Here is a 22,522-nt window from a genome sequence, read left to right on the forward strand (position 1 = left end):
TTAAATAGTAGCAAATGTATTCAGCACCCCGCAATAGATGAAAAAAAGACTGGTGCGCAACCAGCCTTTCTTGTTCAACTATTGAATTGCACCTGACGGAACAACCGCCTTCCGACCGACAGAATAATACTCCACTCCTGAAACCAGAGCTTCATCCAATGTGTAGCAGTTTCTGCCGTCAAATATGAGCGGCGTTTCCATCAAATCCTGATAAGCCGCTAACGGAAATTGTTTAATGTCAGCCCAGTCGGTTAAAATCATGACGGCGTCAGAACCTTTGACAGCTTCCTCGATCGTCTCTTTATATTCAACAGCTTGCGGGAGAACATGCTTTGCATGGCCAACTGCAATGGGATCGTAGGCTCTGATACGGGCGTCGAGCGCAGCGAGACGGTCTGCAATAACAATTGACGGCGCTTCTCTCATATCGTCGGTATTCGGTTTAAATGACAGGCCTAAAAGGGCAATCGTTTTTCCCGTCACCCCGCCGAGCCTGTTCAGCGCTTTATCAACCAGCATCGCCTGCTGATTGTTGTTGACTTTGATAACCGATTTCAGCAGTTCAAAATCATGCTCGACATTGCCGGCAATTTGCACGAGGGCGTTTGTGTCCTTTGGAAAACAAGAGCCGCCGTAGCCTATGCCCGCTTTTAAAAACTGGCTCCCGATCCGCTTATCCTGTCCCATCCCGTACGCGACTGCTTCAATATCGGCGCCGACCTTTTCACATATATTCGAAATTTCGTTTATAAAACTGATCTTAGTGGCCAGAAAAGCATTTGAGGCATATTTGATCATCTCGGCGCTTCTGATATCCGTTTGGTAAATCGGGATTTGAAACGGACGGAAGAGCTCTTCAAGCGTATTTGCTGTTTTCTCATCGTCCGTCCCGATCACGATCCTGTCACCATGAAAGGTGTCATAGATCGCCGACCCCTCACGCAAAAATTCCGGATTGGATGCGACCGAAATACTGACAGGCTCCGCTAAATGTTCAGTGATCAGTCCATTAATCAAATCGTTTGTCCCAACGGGCACTGTGCTTTTCGTTACCACGACTGTATCTCGTTTGACATGCTTTGCGATGCGTTTGGCCGCATCTGTAATTTGCTCCAGATTGGCGTGCCCGTCGCTTTTCTGCGGTGTGCCGACCGCTATAAAAATGATGTCTGCCTGTGCCAAGCCTTTCTCATAGCTCGTTTCAAAGTTCAGCCGTCCATCAGCTGTATTTTTTCTCATCAGCTCTTCAAGACCTGGTTCAAATATGGGGGAAATGCCCTTTCTCATTTCATCAATCTTGTGAGCGTTAATATCAATGCAGGTTACATGATGTCCAATCTCAGAAAGAGAAACACCTGTCACAAGACCGACATAGCCTGTTCCGATGACTGTTATATTCATTGTTTCCCTCCAACAGTTAAATTGCTGCTTTGCAGCTTCCGTAATATCGTATGAGAACATCCTATCATGAATGCGAATGATCTCCCGCATAGCCTGTCGGGTACAGCCTGTACAGATTTCTGAAATGTGATTCAACCATACAATACACTATTATATCGCTCTCAAAAAGAAAGTGGTGAAATGAGAATCGGCTGTTAAAAAAGACCAAACAATTTTCTTCTTTTGACCGGTTGCGGAGGCTGTCTGAAGATGGTCTGATTCCGCAGGAGAAGCTCTGCATTTTCCGTCAGCATATAAGGAAGTTCCGAGCCGAATTCTTTCTCTAGAACATAAAGAGCCTCTTGAGTGTGAAAATTTCTCGTTTTCACATTATGGGCATCTGAGGCTACGAAATGGATCAAATTGGCTTCAACCAGCCGGAGAGAAAATGCTTTCAGCTGCTTGCCGAAGGTCCCCGCAAGACTTCCTGAAGTAATCTGAGATGCTGCTCCTTTTTCCACAAGATGATACAGCAAGGACGGGTTTTCGCGAATTTCCCTGTTGCGTTCAGGATGGGCGATAACCGGAATATATCCTTTCAGCTGCAAATCATAAAAAAGCTGCTCCGCATATCGGGGAACGTGATCAAACGGAAACTCAATCAAGATGTATTTTGTATCATTCAGCGAAAGCAGCTGCTGTTTGGCAAGGTCTTGTTCCACCTCACCGTAGATTCTGATTTCCTGTCCCGGAAGCACATGTAAAGGAATGTCTTCTTTGATTAAACGTTTGTTTAACTGATCTGCTGCTTCTCTGACTGCGGCTGGCTCGTTTTTATACACACCGTTGTTATGATGAGGTGTCGCAATGATCGTCCGGATTCCCTGACGAACAGCGGCTCTTGCCATTTCTATGCTGTCGGCCGAATCACCTGCCCCGTCATCCATTGCAGGAAGAATGTGACAGTGAATATCGATCATGTCCTAGCCCCCCTTTTTTCGCAAAAATAAATAACGGGCACGATGCACGTTACTTATTTTGCATGAAATTGTCCTTGTTTCCGTAATATCCGTATTCAGAGTGCTTCGAAAGTTTTTTGCCGTTCATAATCGCCCCAAGGAGCTTGCTTTTGCACGTTTCAAGCGCCTCTTTCGCTTTTGCGGCTTGTTCTTTTTCTGTTTTCCCGCTTGAAATAACCAGAACAGAACCGTCTGCCACGTTGCCTAAAATCTGTGCATCTGCTACGGCAAGAATAGGCGGCGTATCAAAAATGACCATATCATATGCCGCACACGCTTCGTATGCAAGCTCCTTCATCCACTTCGAGGAGAGAAGCTCGGCCGGGTTTGGCGGGATCGGGCCGCTCGTCAGCACGTCAAGATGTTTTTCATTCGATGCTTGTACAGCCTGCTCCATAGAGCTTTTCTTTAATAAAACAGATGTTAAGCCAACCGTATTTTCAAGAAAAAAGGCCGTATGTACTGTTGGTTTTCGCAAATCAGCATCAATCAGGAGCACTTTTTTTCCCTGTTGGGCGAATACGACAGCCAGGTTGGCGGCCGTTGTCGATTTTCCTTCCCCCGGACAAGCCGATGTAATCATGACTGATTTCATTTGCCGGTCCACTGAAGCAAATTCTATATTCGTGCGAATCGTCCGATATTGTTCAGAGTTCAAGGATTTCGGCTCTGTCATTGCAATGACATTTCTCCGCATCCACGAGTCTCTGCTTTTTCTAAGCGCCAAAATGTCCACTCCCTGTTTTTTCAGATTGGAAACCCTGTAAGGTCTTTGCTGTTTTCTGCTCATTCGCAATGGTGGAAACTGTCCCTAAAACAGGTATGTCCAGCAAGGATTCGAGCTGCTCTTCCGATTTGATCGTATTATCCAAATGCTCAAGCAGGAAGGCCAGTCCGATGCTTCCCGCCAATCCGGCCGCAAACGCGATGGCAATGTTTAGAAGCGGCTTTGGCGATACAGGGGACGGATGTTCTGAAACCTCGGCTTTTGACAGAATGCTGACATTGTCAACATTCATAATGGATGTGATTTTGTTTTGAAAAACAGATGCTATAGTATTGGCAATATGAGCCGCTGTTTCCGCGTTTTCATCCCTGACTGATATGTTGACCACTTGGGAGTCCTGTTCGCTGGATACGGTAATTTTGTCATTCAGTTCTTGGGATGTCATCGACAGGCCCATTTCTTTAATGACTTCATCTAAGATGGCAGGGCTCTTAATGATGACATTGTACGTATTGATTAACTGAAGATTGGTTTGGACATCGTTAAATTGGACTTCTTTTCGTTCATTTTTCGATTGGTTGACCAGAATCTGAGTTGAATTTTCATAGATGGGTGTAAGTGCGAAGAAACTAATGAGTCCGCCGGCAGCAGTGGCAGCTGCGGTTACAATCATAATCAAAAGTATGCGTTTTGTTAACGTTGATAATATCTCTTTTAAGCTTGTAGATTCTCCCATGATACCTCCAAATCTCTTATAACATCCTTTTCCATCTACGATTATACAACGTTGAAACCGCATTTCTCCAGCTTTTCACGTGACATAATTCGACATTTTTTTACAATGCGTTATGTGAGTACTTTTTATGTAAGCGCTATATTTACTGTGTTGACAGCGCTGTCTCATTTTCTCTTATTCGTGCAGTCACGTCATCTCGCATAAAAAAATCCCGCTAAAGGCGTGCGGGATTTTTATGTTGCATATCCATTTTTAATATGAGAAATCAAATTTTCAAGCATTTCCTTCGTCGTCATCTCAGATGACTGCTCACCAATTTCATGTGCATGCATCAAAATTTTCAGAAATTCTTCTTGATTCAATTTCTTTTCACTCATCTTTTTTTTCCTTTCAGCTTCCATTAAGTTGAAAACACGATTATTATATGATGCTGGTTATCAATTTGCAATCTCTAATACATCATTCGACACATTCCATTTTTTATGTCCTTTTTTAGGAAAAACTTTTTAAGGCCGATGTGTTGCGATATAATAGAGAAATTGGATCTTTTTATTACGTGACTCGGTTAGGAGCGATAATCATGCTTCAGAATATGATTTCCAAAGACGATGTGCTGGCGTCTGCTGAACAGCTAAAAGAACTTCTTCCTTACAATGAGGAAAATGTTCAGCTGATCAAAAAAGCCCTTATTTTATATCGGCAGGATTCAGTCTATCGTTTACAAGCAGTGAGTCCGACGGAAGTTACGGCTTACGTGCAGGATGTTGTGCCTGTGCGGGTCACATTGAACTTGTTTGTCATAGTCAAAAGCGGCTGTTCATGTCCGTCCGGAAGAATCTGCCGCCATATGCTGGCTGTGTTTTTATATGTATATGCAATGTTCGAGCGAGTGGGTACTTTTACAGAGTATTGGCTGGAGAGGGAAAAGCTTGAGGAAAGCAAAGAGCTCGTCCGCCGCCAGTTTCAGGAAAAGGTGCTGCCTAATGAAGAATCGCTTTCAAGCTGGCTTGCTTTTTTTGATTCAGAGTTTTCTCTCTGGCAGGCACGTACGCCAGAAGGCAGCCAAAACATGCAGGGCCTCTATTACGGCTACCTGTCCGCATTAAAAAAACATGCGCCGAACAAGCCGGAGCTGAAAAGCCTATACCAGATTCATTCCGCGATTGCGGTTTGGCTTCGCATGTTCACATTGATTGAAGCGGGCAAGCTGAACCCCGAACAAGATTTTTATTCCCTCAATCCGTACGTTGAACAGCTGATGGATACAATCTACAGCTCTATTGATAAATTAAAAACATACGCGCTGTCTTTTGCGCTTGATCCGTTTTTGGATAAAACACCGGATGTTATCCGAAACTTGCTGTTGAAAGAAGAAATTTTTCAATATGAACGCATCCGCATCTTCGGTGAAATTTGGAGTGCACTTCTGCCACGGCCAAAATGGGTGGCGCGCGAACAGGAGATTTTGAAAAAAGAAGCCGGACGGCGTTTTTCTCCTGAATTACAATTCGGCCGCCTGCATTTGGAATTCCTGCAAAAGAATGATGACGTTATTTTTGCGGAAGCAGATCAATTCCCGCCAGAAGCGCTCCCTTATACATTCCAATGGCTGAGTGAAATGACTGCCAAGAAGGACTGGAAACGGCTTAAAACATGGTACCAGCAAATTGAGCCAATTGCGATGGGTTATACGAAGCTGGATAAGCCGTTTAAAGAGATTCGCGATGTGATCGGCGAGCTGTTCCTTCTGTTGAATGCCTATGTGAAGCAAACCAATGATCAAGCGCTGTTTGAGCGCTTTGCCGCGGGCTGTCTGCCGTATACGTTCACAGAATACAGCCATCATTTATATGAAAAAAAACGCTATGCCGAGTGGATTGAAATTCATAGCCTTGTCGGCTTTTCCATCAATGAAATGGATAAAATGATGCTCAAGGAAATTGCAGCGAGCGACCCTGAGGCGCTTATACCGGCTTACCATAGAGAAGTGGCTTTTTTCATTGATCAGAAGAACCGCAGCTCGTACAAGGAAGCCGCCCGGTATTTGAAAAAATTGCGCACCCTGTACAAAAAAGCGAAAAAGCAGAAGGTGTGGGAGCGGTATATTCAGCTGCTGAGCTCGCATTACAAGCGCCTGCGTGCGCTTCAAGAAGAACTGCAGAAAGGAAAGTTGATTGATGGCGAGTCTTAAAGAAATTCTCATCCACGTCGAACAAATGGAAGATGGGTCATTTACGCTCTCAGCCTTTGATGAAAATGAGCAGCCTCTTCCCTACAGCCATATGAAAAAGCATTTGTTCCAATGGCATGAATCCTCATTTTACGGAACCTTTCTAGAGGATGTCAGCTTCATCGGGACGACTGCTGTCCTGCTATCTCCATGGATGACTGTAGAGCTTCTCGGCAAAAACTCGTTCAACTCATTCAGCTCCGTGCAGCTTACAGAAGAAACGGAGCCGCTGATCGAGGCGGCATCGACCATCTATGAATTTATCGCGGACGGCGATTTTCTGCCTGACTATGACGCATGGACAAACGGTGTTTTTCGCTGGAAGGACCGCGATAATATACTGGAAGGCTTTACTGCGGAATGGTTTTCCGCTGCCGTACAGGATTACATCCAATACGACGATGACCTGCGGGAGAAATGGGAACATATCAAGGAGAAATCGCCTGCGGTTACGTCATTCCGCGGCCATTTTCTTGATGAAGAGGATTTTCTGGAAGGCATTGGCTGGATTGACGACCAATCTCCATTTACTGTCGGCTTGCGCTTAAATGAACCAGACTTTGACGGAGACGAATGGAAGATCGAGATGTTTTTACGCGATAAAAAGAGCGGCGCTGTAGAATTCTTTGACGGACTGAAAAGCCTCAAAAAATCGTGGCAGGCGTACAGCGATAAAATCGCGCGTGAGCAGGACCGCTTTCACAGAACGGTTCCATGGCTATCGTTTGATTCCGGGACAACGCTGATCTCAGAGGAAGAAGCCTGGATCTTCCTGTCAGAAGCAAGTGAGACGCTTGTCGATATGGGGGTAGAAATCCTCCTGCCGTCCTGGTGGCAGATTGTCAGAGACAGCAACATGATGCTGAAAGCAAAGGTGTCTTCCTCCCCGCGCGGCGAGTCATTTGTCGGCATGAATGCACTGCTTGATTTCAACTGGCGGTTTGCGACAAATGGAATTGAACTGACTGAGGCTGAATTTAATGAGCTTGTCGCCAGCAACAGGCGCCTTGTTAATATCCGCGGGCAATGGGTTAAAATCGATCCGCAGTTTATCAAACAGATGAAACGCCTGATGGAAAAAGCAGAATCAGAGGGACTCCACATGTCTGATATTCTGGCACGCGAGCTAATGGATCAGCAGGATGGCGGACTTGAGGATTCGGATCTGATTGATACATCCGCTTTTGCCGGCATTCAGTTTGATCTGTCTAAACAGCTCAGGTCACTGATTCGAAAGCTCACTGCCGCAGAAAACCTGCCGGAGCACGAAGTCAGTCCTTCTTTCAAAGGAACGCTCCGCCCTTATCAGAAATACGGCATGAACTGGCTGCTGTTTCTGCGGGAAAGCGGTTTTGGCGCCTGTCTGGCTGACGATATGGGGCTTGGGAAAACGATTCAAATGATCGCCTATTTCCTTCACGTGAAGGAAAGCGGCCGGCAAAAAACGCCTCATTTGATTATTGCGCCGACATCCGTACTTGGCAACTGGCAGCGGGAGCTTCAAACCTTTGCCCCTGATCTGTCTGTCGCGCTCCATTATGGGCCGCGACGGCCAAAGGGTGATGATTTCGCCGCGCATTATGAAAACGCAGACGTGGTGCTCACTTCATACGGTCTGTCACATGCCGATACTGAAGAGCTTTCTTCTGTGACATGGAACACGATCTGCCTTGATGAAGCGCAAAATATTAAAAACGCGCATACGAAGCAATCACGCGCAATCAGGAAGCTGAAGGGGCTTCACCATATCGCGCTGAGCGGCACGCCGATGGAAAACCGACTGACTGAGCTGTGGTCTATTTTTGACTTCATGAATAAAGGCTACCTCGGCAGTTTGACCGGCTTCCATAAACGCTATGTGCTGCCGATCGAAAAAGACCGGGACGAAAAGAGAATCGGACAGCTTCAGCAATTAATCCGGCCATTCCTTCTCCGCCGGACGAAACGGGATGAAGAGGTCGCGCTTAATCTTCCTGAGAAGCTGGAAGAAAAAGAATTTATCCCGCTGTCAGCCGAGCAGGCATCCCTTTATGAGCAGCTCGTCAAAGACACTTTTGACCATATGACATCCCTGACCGGCATGCAGCGAAAAGCGCTGATCCTCAGCATGCTTGGACGGCTCAAGCAAATATGCGATCATCCCGCGCTTTATTTAAAGGAAGAGCAAACCGAGCTGCTGGCCGGCAGATCAGTCAAGCTTGAAAAATTGCTGGAACTGATGACAGCGATCCGCGCCCAAAACGAAAGCTGCCTGATTTTCACGCAATACATTCAGATGGGGAACATGATGAAGCGGCTGCTTGAAAAAACGTTCGGGGAACCTGTGCAATTTTTAAATGGGAGTCTCTCCAAGCAAGAGCGGGATACACTTGTTGAGAAATTTCAGAGGAAAGAATATCCGACACTGATTCTTTCACTCAAAGCTGGAGGCACCGGACTTAATTTGACCGCCGCCAATCACGTCATCCATTATGACAGATGGTGGAACCCGGCGGTTGAAAATCAAGCGACTGACCGTGCATACCGCATAGGCCAGGAGCGCTTTGTCCACGTTCATAAAATGATTACGACGGGAACAATCGAAGAAAAAATTGATGTCATGCTTGAATCCAAGCAAACCCTGAACGATCAAATTATCCAAAGTGAAAACTGGATTACCGAGCTTTCCACACAGGAGCTCGAAGAACTGTTTACATTAAGCGCTACAGCGCAATAATCATGACTAAAAAAGCTGGCTCTAAAAGAGCCAGCTTTTTTCCGTTCATAGCCGTCACGCCGAACTTCCAAAAAATCCGTTACGCCGGTTATCAACAGGATGCGCTTTTGTGGCAGCACATATACTTACAACAAATGTTTCATCATATGTGCGACACCATGTTCGTCATTGGTTAAGGTGACAGCATCGGCTATCGATTTGATGTCTTCCCGGGCATTGCCCATCGCTACACCTTTTCCCGCAGCCTCCAGCATCGATTTGTCATTTAAACTATCACCTACAGCAGCGGTTTCCTCGAGCGGAATATTCAGCTGTTTTGCAAGCCTCTTCAGCGCCTGCCCCTTGGAAGCTTTGCGGGAAGAAAGCTCAAAGTTGTGCTCAGCCGAACTGACAAGCGTCAAATCTTCGGCATGCTCATATCTTTTCCAGCCTGCCTCAAGCTTTTCTTTAAAGAAAGAAAAGCCGAGAATATTATAAAAATCGATTGGCTGATCGGCTTCAAACAGCTCTTGAAAGGAGTTAATGTAAGCAAAGCCCGATTGGCTGTATTGCACCTCGGCCGCCTGCTTAAGGACAGAAAGATCCGCTTCCGGATTTGCGCTTCTGAATCTGTCCAGCTCAACATCAAGAAGTTCTCTGCCGTTTTGCGGAGTATAAATCGCTGAACCTGTGAATACCTCATAATAATAGTTTTCCGACTCAAGCCATGAGAGAATATCATACGCCCGTTTCTTATCAATCGTTTCGTGATGATAAAGCCTGCCGTCGGGATCGTGAATGACGGCGCCGTTTGCACTGATGACCCATGTTTTGATCCCCAGCGGTTCAAAAATTGACTTGACGTCAAAATGAGCGCGCCCAGTTGACACCACCACTTCAATGCCATCCCGCTGCGCCTGCCGCAGTGCGTTTTCATTTTCCAAGCTTACCTGATGCTTGCTGTTGAGTAAGGTTCCATCTAAGTCAATCGCAATTAATTTCACGTTTGTCAGTCCTTTCCTTCATCCTGCTCTGTCACGAGAAGCTCAACGCCGTTTCGGTCAAGCAAGTCACAAAATGCCTGATTCGGCAGCCTGTCTGTAATCAAGAGGTCGATTTCATTCAGTTCCGCATACTGATAAAAACTGGTGCTGCCCAGCTTCGAATGGTCTGCAAGCGCGATGACCTGCTTTGCCTGCTGTATCATTTTCCGCTTCACCATGCCATCCTCTTCATGCGCAATTGTAATGCCATGTTCGGAAATACCGACCACACCAATCAGCGCTTTATCAACATGGTAGCTTGAGAGTTTTTCAATCACAGAGGACCCGTACAGAAAGCGGTGCTCCTTTTCCAGCTTGCCTCCCAGCAGATAAATTTCAATTCCCTCTTTATCGGACAGCACATCCGCAAGATTAATCGAATTGGTGATTACCGTACAATCAACCGCATTCAAATGCTTTGCACATGCCTGAACAGTTGTAGAGGCGTCTAAAATCACCCGGTCACCATCATGAATAAGCGATGCTGCAAGCCTGCCGATTTTATTTTTTTCCTCAGACACTGTTTTCAGGCGGCCGGAATAGCTTTGAATTTTCTGATGCACAGTCGGCAAAATGGCGCCGCCTCTTGTGCGGATGATGGCATTCTGTTCCTCAAGTTTCACAAGATCTCGTCGCGCTGTATCCCTTGACACTTGCAGGAGCGTACAGATCTGCTCCGTTGTAATTCGGTTATGCTGTTTTAAAAAATCCAAAATCGCTACTAATCTTTCTTCTTGGTACACGCCCTCATTCCTTTTCTCAGCAATCATTTATAAGTGATTATAAGTTTTTATTTAATTTTATTCAACATTAATAAGTGATTTTAAGTAAAAATGCGTCGAGAGAACCAATTTTTCCTAAGTGGACAAAAAGAAAGAACCAGTCTGGTCGACTGGTCAATTTTGAGGGGATGATGCGAAGATCCGGATAATGGTGAATGGATAGATAACGGGAGGAGCAAGGGTTGTCAATCAGCAGCTTTTTCCCGGGGTTTAGGGTCCATAAAACGAACAGTGTCAGCCAACACTTCTGTTACATACACGTTAACGCCTTCCGCGTTTTCATAGCTTCTTGTCTGAATCCGTCCGCTTACGCCGATGAGAGAACCTTTTTGGCAATACAACGCCGTGTTTTCAGCTGTTTTTCTCCAAAGTGTGCAATTGACGTAATCAGCTTCGATTTCACCTGAAGCATTCTTGAAGCTGCGGTTCACCGCGAGCGTAACATGTGCAACTGCCGCACCGGCGGAAGTGTAGCGAAGATCAGGATCTTTTGTAAGACGTCCGACAAGCATGACCTGATTGAACATGCGATTCCTCCTCTCCTTGCGGTTGTATGTATTGTAAATGATGCAACAAGAAAAGAAAAACGCTTAAAAATGGCTTTCAGCCTCTGTTTTTATCTTTCGTTTTCATTTTTCCTTCAGCTAAAAACATCTTTTGCTTTTTTCCTTTGAAGAAATATGTACTTTTTAAAAATCGGAAAAAGATTTGCTTTGTCAGCCAGTTTTGCGTATTCATGCGCACATAGGAAGAGCCATCCCACGCAAACCACTGAAAGCTCAATTTTTTTTCCGGCATTGACAGCTTGATTTTATACTGCTCCATGCCATCTTGTGTTTCGTATAAAAAACTTATTCTTCCTTTTTTGTTCAGATGAACCTCAAACACTTCTTTACGGCTTAACATATATGTTACTTCCTTTTGAATCAAATGACTTTCAGAAGGAACGCCGTCAATATAAATTTCTTTTAAACGAAATTGATTCATACCACATCTCTCCGTAATCCATAGTCAGTTACAGTATAATGAAAAAATAGAAATTATTAAATGTTTCGCTCATACAAAATTCTTTAGCCCCAACATTGCAGGATTTTTTCCTCGAAAACGTTTATGTTATAATGGAAGGCAAGAAAACTTTGGAAGTAATCGGGGTGAGAAGAAATGAAAACCTTTAAACTGGTTGACCTGAATGTGGAACGAGTGGACAAGGAAGAACAATCAATTGAACAGTTTCCCCTTATTGACGGACTGATTATAAATAAAGAAGACGGTGAAAATCACTGGCTGATTGAGGCGCTTGTACAGAAAGAACATCTGTCTTTTTTTGAACAGCTTCAAAACAGCCAATCTGAAGCCAAAGTATTTGTAACGATCACGAAAAAAAGCAATCGCCCCGCCCAGCTGACAGCAGCAGTGAAAAATATCGTCAAGCTGGAAGAAAGCATCCAGGTTTTACTCTACGGACAAATGGTCACAAGAAAACAGCAGGGCACTGAAACCATTCTCGAGTCCCTTGTAAAAGAGGGCTATACAGGAACAAAACTCATTGAGGCATTTAAGCAAAAATTATAAATATGAGGGGGCATGTTCCCCAAAACAGACACAGAACCTAAGAGCATCACAACAGACATTTAGAATAGATATGTTCTGCATGAAAAAAGCTGCCGTTTTGAACGGCAGCTTTTCTCTTCCATATTTAATTTGTATGGCCAAAAGAATCAACCAATTCCCCTTTCACAACAAGGCGCCCTTCAGTTTTGACAGCCTTGTCACAGGTGATTAACGTAATCTCTTTTTTGTTTGTCTCCTCAATTACATCTGCATCCATTTCCGATATGATGTCTTTAGATGTTACAGAATAGATATAATCCTTTTTAAAATCCGTGATGACAATTTGGGCACCTGTTTTTATGTTTTCCAGAGGTCCGAACAGAAGACTCTTTTGCTTCAAATGATGGCCCGCCAACGGATAATTTCCCTCGCCCATTTTTTGATCCGGGCGCATCGTTGCCGCCCCTATCAAAAGATTTTCATTGGTTGTGCCTTTTACGATCGGAAGCTCCAGATCGACACTTTTAATTGTTATCCGACCGATAACCGCTTTTTGATCGTGATCAAAGCCGGCTTTTACAGCATCCATTAACTCAGGCGGCTCGATTGAATCAAATTGAAATTCCGCTTCTCTCTCATTATTTTTTTTCAGCTGCTCCACAGTTAAGGCCGATTCACTCTGGCTTTTGCTAAGATAAGCTATAATTCCACCTTTGATATAAGGAGAAGAGAGCAGCAGCAGTCCGAAAAGGATGAACACCGTAATGATCATTTTCTTGTACATGCAAAAAACCCTTTCTTATGCATCCTTCTAAAAACGCTTCGTATCACTTTTCAAAAAAGCACCTGATCGATTCTTCGATGATCAGGTGCCTTCAACTTTATCCTTTTCTTTGTTTCTTTCTTGAGGCAACAGCTAAGCCTCCGCCTGCCATAAGGAGCAGGATACCGATCATTGCTGTCAGCATGCTGTCTGTATCTCCGGTTTTTGGGAGGGTTTTGTCTGTGTTCGACTGACCATCCGAGCTGCCATCTGTACCATTGGTATTCGGATGATCTCCATCGTCTTTTCCATTTCCACCCGGTGCAGGTTTATCAGGATGATCATGCTTATCAGGCGTTGGTGTTTTCACTTTTTGATTAGAAACAACGATCTCAACAGCTTTTGACTGTCCTTTTTCAATTGTGAATTCAATCGGTGTTTCGTCAAGTTGGTAACCTTCGAGTGCCTTCGTTTCAATCAACTGGTAGCTTCCCGGCGCAAGGCCTTTTACAGTGAACTGCCCATTTTGATCTGTTTTCCAGAGTTTAGAAAGCTCTTTTCCATACCCGTCAGTTTTTACAGGCTTGCCGCTTTCATCCAATAACTTGAATTCAGCGCCCTCCAAAACGGTATTTTTATCGTCTTGATCCACTTTTTTCACATTTACGTCACCTGGTGCCAATATGTTTTCCGCAGTGATTTCGACTGGTTTCGTGTCTGTATTTGTGATCTTGAACGATATAGGAGTTTGGTCCAACTCATAATCCTTAGGCGCTTTTGTTTCGACAAACTGATAATCGCCAGCTTTGAGGCCATGCACTGTGATTTGTCCTTTGTCATCGGTAACCAAACCGGACTTCAGCACTTTGCCGTTGGCGTCTGTCAAATTGAACTCTGCGCCTTGCAGAACTTTATGTTGATCATGCTGATCCACTTTTGTGAGGACAACCCGGTTCTTCGTATTAACCGCTGTTACTTCAACTTGTTTAGGTTTGCCGCCGTTTTCTGCCTTAATGGTGAATGGCACAGGGATGGCGGATAATAGATACCCGTCTGGCGCCTGTTTTTCGATAAATTGATAGCTTCCCGGCGCTAACCCGTCAACTTCAATTTTGCCGCCTTCTTTTGAGACTAGATCGTCTCTCACTGTTTTCCCATTGCTGTCCGTGATTTTGAATACCGCGCCGGCTAAGCCTTTTCCATCTTGATCTTCCTTCGTCAGCTGAACCGATCCTTGATAGTTCACGACGATCCCGGCATCCGCGGATTTTGGCTTTCCTGCTGCTGATTCAGAAATGGTAAACTCTTTTTTCTCCGTGTTTAGCACATAACCGGATGGCGCTTTCGTTTCAACAAAGGCGTAACGTCCCGGCGCAAGGCCCGAAGCCTTTACTTTTCCATCTTTATCGGAAGTCAGCTCTTCTTGAACCGTATTTCCTTCCTCGTCGACAATGTTGAATACTGCACCTTCAAGCTTCTGGCCTTCAGCATTTTCCTTCGTCAACTCAACGGAGCCTTTATGATTAATGGCGATCCCGGCATCTGTAGCTTCAGGCTTTCCTTCAGAGGAATCAGAAATCTCAAACTCTATTTTCTCAGTGTTCAGCACATAACCGGATGGCGCTTTTGTTTCCACAAAAGCGTATTGTCCCGGTGCAAGGCCTGAAGCTGTGACTTTCCCGTTTTTATCTGAGGTCAGTCCTTCTTGAACCGTATTACCTTCCTTGTCGATAATCTTAAAGACGGCTCCTTCAAGCTTCTGGCCATCTGCATCTTCCTTCGTCAGCTCAACAGAGCCTTTATCGTTAACGGCGATTCCGGCATCTGCGGCTTCAGGCTTTCCTGCTGCTGATTCTGAGATGGTAAATTCTTTTTTCTTTGTATTCAGCACATAGCCGGCTGGCGCTTTTGTTTCCACAAAAGCGTAATGGCCCGGTGCAAGGCCCGAAGCCTCAATTTTTCCGTCTTTATCTGAAGTCAGCTTCTCTTGAACGATCTTTCCATCTTGATCGACAATGTTGAATACTGCGCCTTCAAGTTTCTGGCCTTCAGCATTTTCCTTCGTCAGAGAGACTTTTCCTTGATAATTGGTCATTGCCCCCAAATTGACGTCAGACACTTGATTCTTTTCATTCTTTGCGATTGAGAAGTGAATCGCTTTTGTATTTACGATAAAGCCTTCAGGAGCTTGTGTTTCTGTCAAGCGATAGTAGCCCGCCGGCAAACCGTTCATTTCTACTTTTCCGTCTTTATCAGATTTTATATCTGTTCGTATGAGAGTATAGGTGCCGTCATTTGACTTTTTCTCCAGCTTGAAAACAGCACCCGCCAAAGGATTGTTTTGTTCGTCTTGTTTGATAAGCGTCACCTTGTTCTGTTGATTTACGACTTTGTACAGCGCTTCTGGCTTGGAGGAGTTGCTGTCTATCTTTACAGAGACTCCTTTTGCATAAGCATCACTGATGGTATATCCGTCAGGCGCTTTTACTTCTTTTAATACATAGGAACCGTAGCGAATATTTCCGAATGTAAGCTTCCCGCCGGCATCCGTCGTACCAGTGCGGAGGAGCTGTTTGGAGTCCTCAGACCATAACTGGAATTCTGCTCCTTCAAGAGCTTTATCGTCCTCTCCAGTCTTAAAAATCGTCAGGCTTCCTTTTTCTCCGGATCCGGAACCGTCGCCGCTTGAAATGGCAACAAAGATCGAGCTGCTGTTTTCTTGAGTCTGCTCCTTCACATTTGTTCCTGAAATGGACACCTTATTTTTAACATGGCCGCTCGTGCCGGCTATGTTAATCAGAGACCGGTATTTGATCACATAAGCGCGGTCAATTTGTTTATAGCTGCCTATAAATGTCAGGACAAATGATTGTTCACCTGTTGTATTGTCCGTTTTGATGTCTAACGTGTAGTCTTTGTCTTTTTGAAGCTCGACATCTCCCGCGGTCAGATTTCCGCCGCTGTCTTTGACCACTCCGTTTTCATCATACTTTGCTTGATACACTTTAAAAGAATCCGCATCTAATATTTGATTTTCATCCGGCGTATCAGTAACTTTTACGTCATCCAGCGTTGATTGGCTGGAGTTGACATTGATGTTCCAATCGATGTAGCTTCCATTTTGTTTGCCGCCTTTAAAAACCAGGCTTCCTCCGTTCGTAACTGAAACAGAGCCTGTCAACGTGCGGTCTGCATAACCGTCATTATAGTATGTTGCCTTGTTTGTATACTGATTCTGATCAATGACCTGTCCTTTGAATGATGTCTTAAACTCAATCAGATATGGTACAGAATCGCCTGTTTTAAGGTGTACCGTCAGCGTGCGTTCATTTTTCGCAGAAGGCTCTTCGACATCATACTTGGAAGGATCAAGCGCGTCTCCTTCTGTGATCGAGCCGTTTTTATTGATCGTATAACTCTTAACGACAACGGAACCTGGCACAAATTGCTGAGGATCTGTTATGGCATCTTTGATATAAGGGTTTTTCGTCGGCTCGCCATTATAATTGACACCGATTTTCCACGTGATTTCCTTTGAAACCGCGTTGTATGAGCCGTTTTTGAAACCATTATTTGAAGTCTGATGATTCGGCGTAAAACCGCTTGATACCTTATTCGTGCGCTCAGTGCCGTTTTGATCAGTCCATGTCGACTGAGCTGTATTCTTAACGCTTTCGTTAGAATAATCGGCATTGAATGTTGTCGTATAAGTGATCTTAAATTGACTGTCTGTTTTTGCATAATCTCCGATCAATGCCAAAGTAAAGCCTTTATGATCAGGTTTTTTTGTTAACGTGTAGTCTTTGTCTTTCTGTAATGTTTTGTTGTTCGTTGTGTCTTGAAGCTTGAACGATTCATCAAGCAGAACCATTCCGCCGCTTTCAAATTGGTCATCTAAAGTCCAATTGTTCATCAAGTATTTATTTTTATTAACTGTAATCGTCCAATCAACCGTCTTCTTCTCATAATCAACGTTTGAATATCCTTTGATGAGATTCTGCTGAATGGCTATTCCAGAAGCCTCTTTTGAATCCCCTGTTCCGGTCACAACGCTATTGGTGTATGTTGTAGATTTATCAATGATCACTCCGCTGTTGACCTTTGTTTGATATATGATTTTGTAAGCGCTCGTTACGTTTTTATTAAATTTGACTTCAAATCCGCTTCCATTATCGATGAGCGTGTAGTCTTCGCCTTCCTTTAAAGGCGTGCCCGCTTGCTCACTGCCATTCTGACCAAAGGTAATAGGAATAACCTTCAAAGAATCTTTCACAAGATGCAAATCACCAGTTCCAAAAGAATCTTTAATACTGGCCTTGGATTGGTCGATCTGTTTCTCACCGTAGTTGTATGCAAGAGCCCAGCTGAATGTTTGAGATTCTCCATCATAGCCGGTCGATGATTTCGCGATCATTTTTCCATACTTGGCTGCAACAGTGGCTTCTGCAGAAATGGGTTCCAGGTTGTCTCCGCTGAATGCCGCCTTATTCGTCAGCGTTATATTTCCGCCTTCACTCGGCTTCGCACTATTGTCAATGTCGGTTTCGTATACAAGGCGGTAGGCTGAATCAATTGTCCCGTCAAATGTGACATTTCCTTTTGAATCAACACTGTAGCCGGAAGAAACTTCATTTCCTCTGCTGACAGAACCATCAATGTTCACATTGAGTTCATACACTTTAACTGAACGGTAGATTACGCCATCTGGAAGGCTTTCCGTGAGTTTGGCATTTTTGACTTGATCCAACTTTTTATTGACATCGACCGTCCATGTTACTTTACCAGGGTTGATGCCTTTATCCAGCACACCTGATTTATCAATGGTTTTACTCACATTGGGTTTAAAATAAACTGTTGTTTCAGGAGTATCGGAATTTACAGGGAATGGAATCTTTTGTGTTGTCGAACCCGTTATTTTTTTCTCGTTGAACTGCGTATTGATAACCAATGTGCCTTTGACATTAGAACTGTCTTTTACCTCGCCGTTAAATGTCATCACCACATGTCCGTTCGTATCAATAGAAAATGTCCCGTAGGTGGTGTCTCCGGCGCCTAACGGCAGGTTCACAATGTCATTATGCATAATAAATTCTTTAGGCAAATCAAATTCATATTTATCGCCGGCATTGATCGTTTTTCCTAAATCGTCAGGAATAGCCCAATCAATTGAAATTTTCACCGGAGAATTCGTATTGGCGCGATTGCCCTTGTCATATGGCTTTCCGTTTTCGTCCGTCAATGTCACGCCGGTTAAAATGTTTTGCGTGATTTGTTTTTCTTCAGTTTGCAAGCTTTTGAAAGCTGATTGACTTGAGGATGACACTTTTTTTGAATCATCACTCTTAGAGGATTCGCCGCTCTTAGAGTCTGACGGTTGCTGTTCTTCCTCTTTTTGATCCTTGCTGACTGAAGGTGCAGGTTTGTCATCTGTCCCTTCCTGATCACCCGCAGTATCAGAAGAGTCATTTTTTGGATCTTCCGCCTCGGCATCTGGTGTCTCCTCTTTCTTAACAGGGATGATCACCTGCTGGGTTTTGCCTCCCCCTAGCTGAAAAAGGGCTGCTGCTGTATGTTCATCGTCTTTTACATCTGCAGTAAATTTAGCTGACAATGTAATGGTCCCCTTGGCATCAGGAGAATCCGCAGATGCAGTTGTTAATTTTACCTTCATGGTGCTGCTGCCCGCCGGCACTTGATAGCTGCCGATGACCTGATCAGCAGATTTGATCTCACCTTCTGAACCTTTATCAAATGTAAAGCTTTTAGGTATCTCCACATTGATATCCTGTTCGCTATCTGCTTTTTTGTCTTTTTTCAATGACCATTCATATGTCAGTTTCACTTCGTCCCCCGGTGTTAGTGCCGGTTTGTTTCCTTTTGATCCGTCAACAATCTGGCCCTTGGCGTCCTTAACTGTTACCGAATCGAAGAATTGGCTGTCACTTGACGTTACGTCCACAGCCTGTGCTGTAAGAGTATAGCTGGCGATCTGGCTGAAGAAGAAAAAGATGGCAAGGCTTATGATCATAACGATCCGCCCGCTTTTTTTCAGCCCTAAGGGAAAACTCCTCGTTCTCAACTTTTCATTCCTCCCTTTCTTATCTATCTTTCACTTGCCGATTGATCCGCGAGACCATAACATCATGTCTCATCCCCCAAAAAGAACTGCTAATACCGAATGAGTTTCAAAACTAAGATTTGCCATCCGAACCAAACTACATTGTATGAAATGGAACTATACAATTTCTGTACAACTCAGAAATCATGTATGATTGAAGTGAATTGGAGAGAGTTGAAGTTTCACCCAGGAGACATATGGCGAGAGCCTTCCCTTTAAGTGCACAAAAAAACCAGTGTGCATCGAAAGGCAATCGACACATACTGGTTTGGAGTTCTTTAATTAATTTGATCCTTCATTTGTTTATAACGCTGATATTCTTTTATCGCCTCTTCTACCTTCCCGTTTTTGTTGAATAGCTGCAGCTTGTATTGCATAATTTTATGATCGCAAGGCTCAATTTTCTCCGCTTGCAGGCAAATGTCCATCGCTTGATGATCGTTCATTTCATGAATATGATAATCGATCAGTTCATAGGCCTTTCCAAGCCAAAGCTGGGAAAGACGCGTCTTTTCCGGTTCTGCCCAAAGATAACCGTGCTCCATTAGGTAATGATTTTGATAGGACATGAAAATATCCATGTGCAGAAGTAATGTAGCCGTATTGAGCGGCGGCGCCCCTTTTAGTGATTTTTCCCATTCGACAACATCGATTTTTGCGCCTGAAAGCCGAAGAATATATCCAGTATCAGTCTTCTCGATAGTTTGGCTGAAAGGGATCTGGCTGAATAATTTTCGTATTTGATAAATGGTTGAGTAAAGTTGGGTGCTTGCTTTTGAAACATCGTAATGAGGCCAAAAAAGATCGATTAGCATGTCTTTACTGACCACATGGCCTTGATTGTGAAGCAAAAATAAGTATATTTCACGTGCTTTCGACGTTCTCCACTTGACTGGAATGCTTGTTTTGACATCCTTTAAGGTTTGATGAAACTGCAAGCTCCCAAAACATTGGATGGAAAAATGCGCCTCGGTATTTTCTGCATTTTGTCTGAGCATATTATTCGTTTTGATTCGTTCAACAGTTGTCTCAAGCCGCTTGTATATGACAGGCTTCAGCAAATAATCAATGGCATTCAGCTCAAACGCTTTGATAGCAAACTCATTATAAGCCGTGATGAAAACGACTTGGATATTTTCATTCATCGATTGAATCGCCTCAGCAAGCTCAATGCCGTTTACCCCCGGCATTTCAATATCAAGAAACACCGCATCTACAGCAGGAGTCTCAGGATGCTCTAAGGCCTCAACCGGATCTTGATACGCCATAATAGATTGAAAGGCGTTTGTTCGTTCAAGCATTTTCTTAAAATGAAGCAATGCCAAGTGCTCATCATCAACAATTAACGCTTTCACAAAACATCCCACCCTATATGTAAAATCGAGATATCAGTAAATAACTTCTATTATATCATGACAAATAACCCCTTTATCTGGATTCTTTTTCTTTCTATTGTAGTTTTTGAAATTTTACACTTACAATATTTATAAAAAAGCAGGAATTTAGAATGATCCTATTTGAATAAAGGAGCCATGATATGAAAGAGAAATTGATCTTCACTTCGATTATTTTCGGTTATGCTGCATTCTTTATGGGCTTCATAGCCATTGACCATTTTTCCGGATCAACGCTTCCTGCGGCAAGGCATGGGGTCATGAACTTGGAGAATTGGGATTTTCAGAAGGATGGGAATGTACAGCTGAACGGAAAATGGACATTGTATCCAAATCAGATTCTGTCACCAAAAGAGATCGCTTCAGCAAAAGGAAAAGATTCTCTCTTCGTTGATGTCCCCAGCAATGTGAAGCTAGCCAAGCAGGGTATCAATGTGGATTACGGAACGTACAAGCTGACCATCAGATCAAAGCAAAACAATCAGGTTTTTGGGATCAGCACGTCGTTTATTTACAGTGCCAATCGCATCTATTTTAATGGACAATTCATTGGCCAAAGCGGCAGCCCTTCAGATAAACCTGATTTTGCGGCACAAAACCGCCCATATACGAGCTTTTTTACGCTTCACAAGGGTGACAATGAACTTGTCGTACAATTTTCGAACTTCGGAAAAACGCCGGGATGGGGAATCGCAAAGCCAATTACTTTTGGCACCCAGGAGCAAATAGTCCGGGAAAACAAAATTTCCTTTCTTAATGATACAATCATGATTACAGCTTTTTTCATTACCGGATTATATTTTCTGGGCTTTTTTCTGCAAAGAAAAAAAGATAAACATTTGTTGTTTTTTTCTGTTATGTGTCTTCTGTTTTCGTTCATTATTCTGATGATCGGAAAAGAGCGGATTATATTTCTCCTTTATCCGTCAATTTCATTTTCATTGCTAAATTCATTGAGGGCCATCTCTACAGTGCTTGTCAGCATTGCGGTTTTTCTTTATCTCTATTTTGCTTACAGAGAGATTGTTTCAAAGCGTTTTATTCGCATAGCCACCGTTTCTTCCGGGCTGGTCTTAGTCACAGATTTTTTAACTGTCGGTTTTATCGGCCATGCCTCGTACATCTTACATTCTGTGCTAGCCGTCTCGACCTTGGTTTATATTACATATATTTTTACGATTGCTGCGATCCGCAAAATGGAAGGAAGTCTGTATCTGACCATCGCCTCTATATCAATGAGTGCTTTTGTCATTTTAACCACCATTTCAGCTTACAGCGGCAAAACAGCCTTTTCTTTTAATTCGATTTATTCATTGCCAACAGTTATCGCTTTGCTGGCGATCGTTCTGCTGATGGCGCAGCAATTTGCCGGAGCATTCCGTGAAAATGAAGTGCTGTCGTGGAAATTGCTCAGAATTGACCGGCTAAAGGATGAATTTATTGCCAAAACATCACATGAATTTAAAACACCGCTGAACAGCATCATTAATATATGCCAGACCCTGCTGGCCGGCAAGGGAAAAAGAACGATAGAAGAAGAGAAAGAAAATATGCAGCTCGTCATCCGCATGGGCTACAGGCTGTCCAATCTGGTAAATGACATCCTGGATTTAGAAAAAATAAAGCAAGGCATGCTTCAAATCCACCCGGTTCCTGTTGATATTTATACTTTAGTTTGTTCGGAAATGAATTTCTACAACCTCTTATCGAGACATAAAAACTTAAATATCATGAACCATATCCCAGACGATCTTCCTTTGGTGCTCACAGATGAAAACCGCTTCCGCCAAATATTAACCAATTTAGTAGACAATGCAATCAAATATACAACAGAGGGCCAAATCACACTTTCTGCTTCAAGACTGAACGATAACATGATCAAAGTGACAGTAGCAGATACAGGAAGCGGCATTTCAGAAGCCGATCGCCAAACCATCTTTGAGTCTTTTCAGCAAGCCGAAAAGAATAAAGACGATGGTGCCGGTCTTGGCCTCAGCATTGTCAAACAGCTGGTTCAGCTCCAAAACGGAGATATTTGGGTCGAATCAGAAGAAGGAAAAGGTTCGGCATTCCATTTCACCTTC

Annotated in this window: 15 protein-coding genes and 1 pseudogene; 4 read left to right on the forward strand and 12 right to left on the reverse strand. The window is 43.8% G+C overall.

Annotated features, from left to right (window positions below; translation table 11 throughout):
• Positions 1 to 78 precede the first annotated feature (78 nt).
• From uglF to NYE49_RS18590, 5 genes are all read right to left on the reverse strand, one after another.
• Complete coding sequence (gene uglF / locus NYE49_RS18570; protein WP_047183313.1) at positions 79 to 1,401, reverse strand: UDP-glucose 6-dehydrogenase UglF; 1,323 nt, start codon at positions 1,399 to 1,401, stop codon at positions 79 to 81.
• 194 nt (positions 1,402 to 1,595) lie between these two features.
• A complete protein-coding gene (locus NYE49_RS18575; RefSeq protein ID WP_047183314.1) occupies positions 1,596 to 2,360 on the reverse strand; it encodes a tyrosine-protein phosphatase in 765 nt (254 codons plus the stop codon).
• A 49-nt stretch (positions 2,361 to 2,409) separates the two neighbouring features.
• The gene (gene ptkA, locus NYE49_RS18580; RefSeq protein WP_042975530.1) at positions 2,410 to 3,126 is read right to left on the reverse strand and encodes a tyrosine-protein kinase PtkA; all 717 of its coding nucleotides are present in this window, start codon (positions 3,124 to 3,126) and stop codon (positions 2,410 to 2,412) included.
• The gene (tkmA, locus tag NYE49_RS18585) at positions 3,116 to 3,862 is read right to left on the reverse strand and encodes a protein-tyrosine kinase activator TkmA (protein WP_047183315.1); all 747 of its coding nucleotides are present in this window, start codon (positions 3,860 to 3,862) and stop codon (positions 3,116 to 3,118) included. Before tkmA ends, ptkA begins: the two co-directional genes overlap by 11 nt.
• Positions 3,863 to 4,095: 233 nt before the next feature.
• Positions 4,096 to 4,239 (reverse strand): hypothetical protein, encoded by a 144-nt coding sequence (locus NYE49_RS18590; protein ID WP_003242876.1) that lies wholly within the window; start codon positions 4,237 to 4,239, stop codon positions 4,096 to 4,098.
• Positions 4,240 to 4,442: 203 nt separating this feature from the next.
• On the opposite strand from NYE49_RS18590, the gene NYE49_RS18595 reads away from it, so the two are divergent.
• Positions 4,443 to 6,053: an SWIM zinc finger family protein gene (locus tag NYE49_RS18595; protein WP_123373678.1), complete on the forward strand. Its 1,611-nt coding sequence runs from the start codon at positions 4,443 to 4,445 to the stop codon at positions 6,051 to 6,053.
• The gene (locus NYE49_RS18600; RefSeq protein ID WP_212082545.1) at positions 6,040 to 8,808 is read left to right on the forward strand and encodes a DEAD/DEAH box helicase; all 2,769 of its coding nucleotides are present in this window, start codon (positions 6,040 to 6,042) and stop codon (positions 8,806 to 8,808) included. The genes NYE49_RS18595 and NYE49_RS18600 overlap by 14 nt, the downstream gene beginning before the upstream one ends.
• A 125-nt stretch (positions 8,809 to 8,933) precedes the next feature.
• Here the strand turns inward: NYE49_RS18600 and ywpJ are convergent, their stop codons facing one another.
• The 4 genes from ywpJ to ywpG form a co-directional block, all read right to left on the reverse strand.
• Positions 8,934 to 9,791, reverse strand: a complete 858-nt coding sequence (gene ywpJ / locus NYE49_RS18605) for a phosphatase YwpJ (RefSeq protein WP_015384856.1) — start codon at positions 9,789 to 9,791, stop codon at positions 8,934 to 8,936.
• Between the two features lie 5 nt (positions 9,792 to 9,796).
• Positions 9,797 to 10,573 carry a transcriptional regulator GlcR gene (gene glcR, locus NYE49_RS18610; protein ID WP_003244075.1) on the reverse strand — a complete coding sequence of 259 codons (777 nt, stop codon included), beginning with the start codon at positions 10,571 to 10,573 and terminating at the stop codon, positions 9,797 to 9,799.
• Positions 10,574 to 10,797: 224 nt separating this feature from the next.
• Entirely contained in the window at positions 10,798 to 11,139 is a 342-nt protein-coding gene (ssbB, locus tag NYE49_RS18615) for a single-stranded DNA-binding protein SsbB (protein ID WP_015384858.1), read from the reverse strand.
• Positions 11,140 to 11,215: 76 nt separating this feature from the next.
• On the reverse strand, positions 11,216 to 11,599 hold the full coding sequence (ywpG, locus tag NYE49_RS18620; RefSeq protein ID WP_003227796.1) for a DynA interaction protein YwpG: 384 nt from the start codon (positions 11,597 to 11,599) through the stop codon (positions 11,216 to 11,218).
• Between the two features lie 174 nt (positions 11,600 to 11,773).
• On the opposite strand from ywpG, the gene NYE49_RS18625 reads away from it, so the two are divergent.
• Positions 11,774 to 12,184 (forward strand): YwpF-like family protein, encoded by a 411-nt coding sequence (locus tag NYE49_RS18625; RefSeq protein ID WP_003227794.1) that lies wholly within the window; start codon positions 11,774 to 11,776, stop codon positions 12,182 to 12,184.
• A gap of 124 nt (positions 12,185 to 12,308) precedes the next feature.
• On the opposite strand, the gene NYE49_RS18630 is transcribed toward NYE49_RS18625, so the two are convergent.
• The 3 genes from NYE49_RS18630 to NYE49_RS18640 form a co-directional block, all read right to left on the reverse strand.
• Positions 12,309 to 12,947 carry a class A sortase gene (locus tag NYE49_RS18630; protein WP_047183318.1) on the reverse strand — a complete coding sequence of 213 codons (639 nt, stop codon included), beginning with the start codon at positions 12,945 to 12,947 and terminating at the stop codon, positions 12,309 to 12,311.
• 97 nt (positions 12,948 to 13,044) lie between these two features.
• A complete protein-coding gene (locus tag NYE49_RS18635) occupies positions 13,045 to 19,005 on the reverse strand; it encodes a SpaA isopeptide-forming pilin-related protein (protein WP_174616663.1) in 5,961 nt (1,986 codons plus the stop codon).
• Positions 19,006 to 19,322: 317 nt separating this feature from the next.
• Complete coding sequence (locus NYE49_RS18640) at positions 19,323 to 20,399, reverse strand: response regulator (RefSeq protein WP_047183320.1); 1,077 nt, start codon at positions 20,397 to 20,399, stop codon at positions 19,323 to 19,325.
• Positions 20,400 to 21,205: 806 nt separating this feature from the next.
• Here NYE49_RS18640 and NYE49_RS18645 point away from each other — a divergent pair.
• Positions 21,206 to 22,519 (forward strand): annotated as a pseudogene (locus tag NYE49_RS18645) (sensor histidine kinase); the annotation flags it as partial.
• Positions 22,520 to 22,522 lie beyond the last annotated feature (3 nt).

This window comes from Bacillus sp. FSL L8-0358, from assembly GCF_038593095.1.
GTDB classification, from domain to species: domain Bacteria; phylum Bacillota; class Bacilli; order Bacillales; family Bacillaceae; genus Bacillus; species Bacillus subtilis.